The following is a 3,551-nucleotide window of genomic DNA, read 5'->3' as shown; positions in this document are numbered from 1 at the left end:
TCTGTGTGACTTGTTCAGACACTTGCCGAACAACTTTCGCTTCGACAAAATTATTGCCTGTCGAGCGTCGGTGCTTATTGAGGTAGAACGAAGAGGTGCTGATTTTATGTATGGAGCAGAATTCTGCAACCGTTAACCCGCTCTCTTTTTGATAATCGAAGATACTTGGCCAGTCGTGTTTGGCTTTCTTGGTGTTCTTTTTAGTCATGTGCTAGTTCCTTGTGAATTTTGGAACTAGCGTAATTAATTGTTGGGTTTGGTATTATGTGTGCTTGGCTAGACGCTTACTGTGTTTCAGGTTTCTTAGGAGGGCCGTTTAGCTCTACAAGCATACGACGCTCTTTTACACCTAAGTTTTTAAGTATTTCGACACAGCTTTCATTAAAGGGTGTTGGGCCGCATATGTAAAACATCTTTGAGCTTAAGTTGCTCAGTGAAGATGAAACAAGCTCTTCAGTAACACGTCCGCCGATGCCTTGATAACTTTCACTTGGCCTTGAGATTAATTCTGTAAGTTTTATATTGTGATTCTGTTTGGCATAGGAGCGAATTTCCTTTGCGAATATTACATCCTCCTCGAAACTATTGCTGTAGATAATATGCATGGTATGAGGGAGATCTTTAGCGATGATATGTTTGATCATACTACGTGCAGGTGCAATCCCGGATCCGCCAGCGAAGAATACTAGATCATTACCATGGAATAGTGGATTATGATGAAAGCTTCCCATTGGGCCGGTGCTAGTAAGCTCTTGACCAGGCTTCAGATCATCAACTAAATAATGGCTAACGAAACCGCTATGAGCCTTTTTAACGGTCAGGTCATAATAGTCTCGTTCAGTGGGAGAGGAAGACATCGCATAAGGTCTGGCAGTTGGCGAACCATTTATCTCAACAAAAACGTTAATATACTGACCTGCTTGAAAAGGGGGAAGGTAACCATCAAGTGCTTTGACACGAATAGTATTCGTGGATGGCGTATCAGTAAAAATATCGGTAACAAGTAAACGAAGGCGTTTAGGATGTAGACTGTCGATAGTCTTTTGCGTAGCACCTTTCTCTTCGCTAAAGTCGCTTCCACTAAGCTCTATCTCGGTTTTCTTTTTTACGGCTTCAACGTAGCCAACGACACCATCTAATACGTTTTGTTCTGCGCTGCGATTTTTATGCATGTTGAGCCTCCGTTTGTGACTTTTTAATTTTACGCAATATACTTTTTGCCGTTGATTCACCGGCCATATAGGTCGGTTGAAAACCTCCTTGCGCTGTCCAACTTCCTGCGGAATACAAACCTTCAATACCACTCAATTGGTCGCGTAATAAGAGAGAATCCTGAATATGTTGTTTAAAGCCATAAATAGCGCCGTCAGGTGAGTTCAAATAACGCATCATAGTTAAAGGAGTCGCTACCTCAGCAACTTCAATATACTGGCTGAGATTTGGGTAAGCCTTTTCAACATGATCAATGAGCTTTTGTGCGTAGTCATACTTTGCTTCAGCATAATCTTCAGGGCTAAGTGCTTGCCATGCTTCGCCGTATTGAAGTGCTACAAGAGTTATGACGCTTTTTCCCTTGGGGGCCAAATCTTCGTCAATGAAGTTGTAGCAGGTGACCATTACCCATTTCGGTGCGGTCATTTTATATAGTTCTGTTTCGTCAATATCCTGGTTGTCACCATCAATTACGAAGGTAGCGGCAGATGTAATACCGATATCCTCTGGCTTACAATCTAAACCTAAATACAAGCAAACAGCAGAAACACCTTTGCGTCTAGATTTAAAATCTTGTTGGATCTGAATAGGTGGCTTTTCAAGATCGAGGAGTTCATTGAAGGTGATCAGTGGGCTGGCGTTCGAAACAACATAATTACAGCTTACGGTTTGGCCATCTTCGAGTGTAATAGCATGAACCTTATTATCAGCGGTATGTATTTTCTTCGCACCACAACTAAACTTTACGCACCCTCCGGCTTCAACAAACGAATCGATAATTGCGCTAGAAACACTCTGAGATCCACCCTTAAAGTGCCAAGGTTTGAAGGTACAATAGGCGAAAAGCATTCCAATAAATTCTGCAAACACTAATTCATTGGTTGGGATACCGACATAACTCCAATAGGGAGTGATCGTATTGATCAGTTCTTTATTGCTGAAGAATTCATTCAATACTTCATCGGTAGTTCTTAAACCGTAGGCAGCAAAGTGTTTACATTGAGACTCTAATAGCTTTTCGTCATTACTACGCCTAACCTGTTGCAAGGCCATGTAATACTCCATAGCAACCTTGCTTCCTAGATCAAAGAAGCGGGTGATAGCATCACTGTCATCAGGAAAATTTTGTTTTAGAACTTTTTGAATGCCTGACCAACTCGCGGGAAGTGTAATATCTTGTTTCCCTGGGACAATTAATCGATATAGCTCCTCTTCCTGAACCAGTTCAACTTTATCGAGTACATCCAAATCCTTGAACATTTTTCTCATAAGGAAAGGTCTGTCTTCTGTCCCAACGCCACTTAACTGATGCAAAGCGACTTCAAATTCGAAATCTCCGCGGACGAAAGATGTACCGCATCCACCCGGAACATTATGGCGCTCAACAAGTAAGGTGTTACATCCATTCTTTTGCAGTGTCGCGGCAGCGGTTAGTCCGCCATTTCCTGCGCCAATCACTACTGCATCATAGTGTTTCATTGTTTTAAGTTCTCCACGTTTATATAAAATGCCAAGAAAATACTAGTACTAACAAAGTATCTAAACTTTACAGTGTAAGTGTACTTTACCCAGCAATATTTACATTGTAAAGTTTAGGGGTCGTAAATTGTATGTTTTATTTGCAAAGGCGCATTCAAAATCATTCTAGAAATCTAGGTTTAGAGCGAATTATGATAGTATTTATCTTATTCGAAGTAACATCTAAACATCGTTCAAGAGAGGGTTTGATGGCAAAGTCATTACAAGAGCAACTATTAGGTGCTGGCCTGGTAGATAAGAAAAAAGCAAAAAATATTCAGAAAGAGAAACGTGTTCAACGTAAGCAAACTCCAAAAGGCCAAGCAGTACAAAACGAAGCCGAAGCGCGAATAGCTCAGCAGAAAAAAGAAAAAGCTGAAAGAGACAAAGCACTGAATCAGGCGAAGCTGGAAGAGCAGAATCGAAAAGCAATTAAGGCTCAGGTAAAACAATTAATTGAAATGAACACCGTACCTAGTGAAGGTGACGATATTGGATTTCAATTTGCTGTCGATAAAAAGATCAAAAAGGTCTATATATCAGAACAGCAACAAACTCATTTATTGAAAGGCAGGTTAGCAATAGCCAATTTAGATGAAAGTTTTATCTTAATACCTGCAACAGCGGCCACTAAAATAATAGAGAGAGATGAGGCAGCGATTGTCTACCACATGGAGAAGTCACAGCCGCAAGATACAGAAATAGAAGAAGATGATCCGTATAAAGATTATCAAATACCTGATGACTTAATGTGGTAAACCTATGATCTGAGGTGCTGGTTTGTGGCATTTAGCATGCCCTTGAACCAGTTCTTCATAAAT

The 3,551-nt window shown here is 40.7% G+C and carries 3 protein-coding genes and 1 pseudogene; 1 reads left to right on the top strand and 3 read right to left on the bottom strand.

All coding sequences use genetic code 11. The features are described from left to right. The 3 genes and pseudogenes from A3735_RS17650 to A3735_RS17640 all read right to left on the bottom strand — a co-directional run. Positions 1–208, bottom strand: a pseudogene (locus tag A3735_RS17650) (hypothetical protein); the annotation flags it as partial. A 76-nt stretch (positions 209–284) separates the two neighbouring features. After that, entirely contained in the window at positions 285–1,172 is an 888-nt protein-coding gene (locus tag A3735_RS17645) for a ferredoxin reductase (RefSeq protein ID WP_068509971.1), read from the bottom strand. Beyond that, complete coding sequence (locus A3735_RS17640; RefSeq protein ID WP_068509973.1) at positions 1,165–2,691, bottom strand: NAD(P)/FAD-dependent oxidoreductase; 1,527 nt, start codon at positions 2,689–2,691, stop codon at positions 1,165–1,167. Before A3735_RS17640 ends, A3735_RS17645 begins: the two co-directional genes overlap by 8 nt. 248 nt (positions 2,692–2,939) lie before the next feature. Here A3735_RS17640 and A3735_RS17635 point away from each other — a divergent pair, with 248 nt between their 5' ends. Continuing rightward, positions 2,940–3,488 carry a DUF2058 domain-containing protein gene (locus A3735_RS17635; protein WP_068510071.1) on the top strand — a complete coding sequence of 183 codons (549 nt, stop codon included), beginning with the start codon at positions 2,940–2,942 and terminating at the stop codon, positions 3,486–3,488. The last annotated feature ends 63 nt before the right edge of the window (positions 3,489–3,551 follow it).

The organism is Oleiphilus sp. HI0061 (assembly GCF_001635675.1).
This window is presented reverse-complemented; position numbering and strand designations above follow the sequence as displayed.

Excerpts from the sequence above, each read along its gene's own strand:
- A3735_RS17645 (WP_068509971.1), bottom strand. The coding sequence starts at position 1,172 with ATGCATAAAAATCGCAGCGCAGAACAAAACGTATTAGATGGTGTCGTT.
- A3735_RS17640 (WP_068509973.1), bottom strand. The coding sequence starts at position 2,691 with ATGAAACACTATGATGCAGTAGTGATTGGCGCAGGAAATGGCGGACTA.
- A3735_RS17635 (WP_068510071.1), top strand. The coding sequence starts at position 2,940 with ATGGCAAAGTCATTACAAGAGCAACTATTAGGTGCTGGCCTGGTAGAT.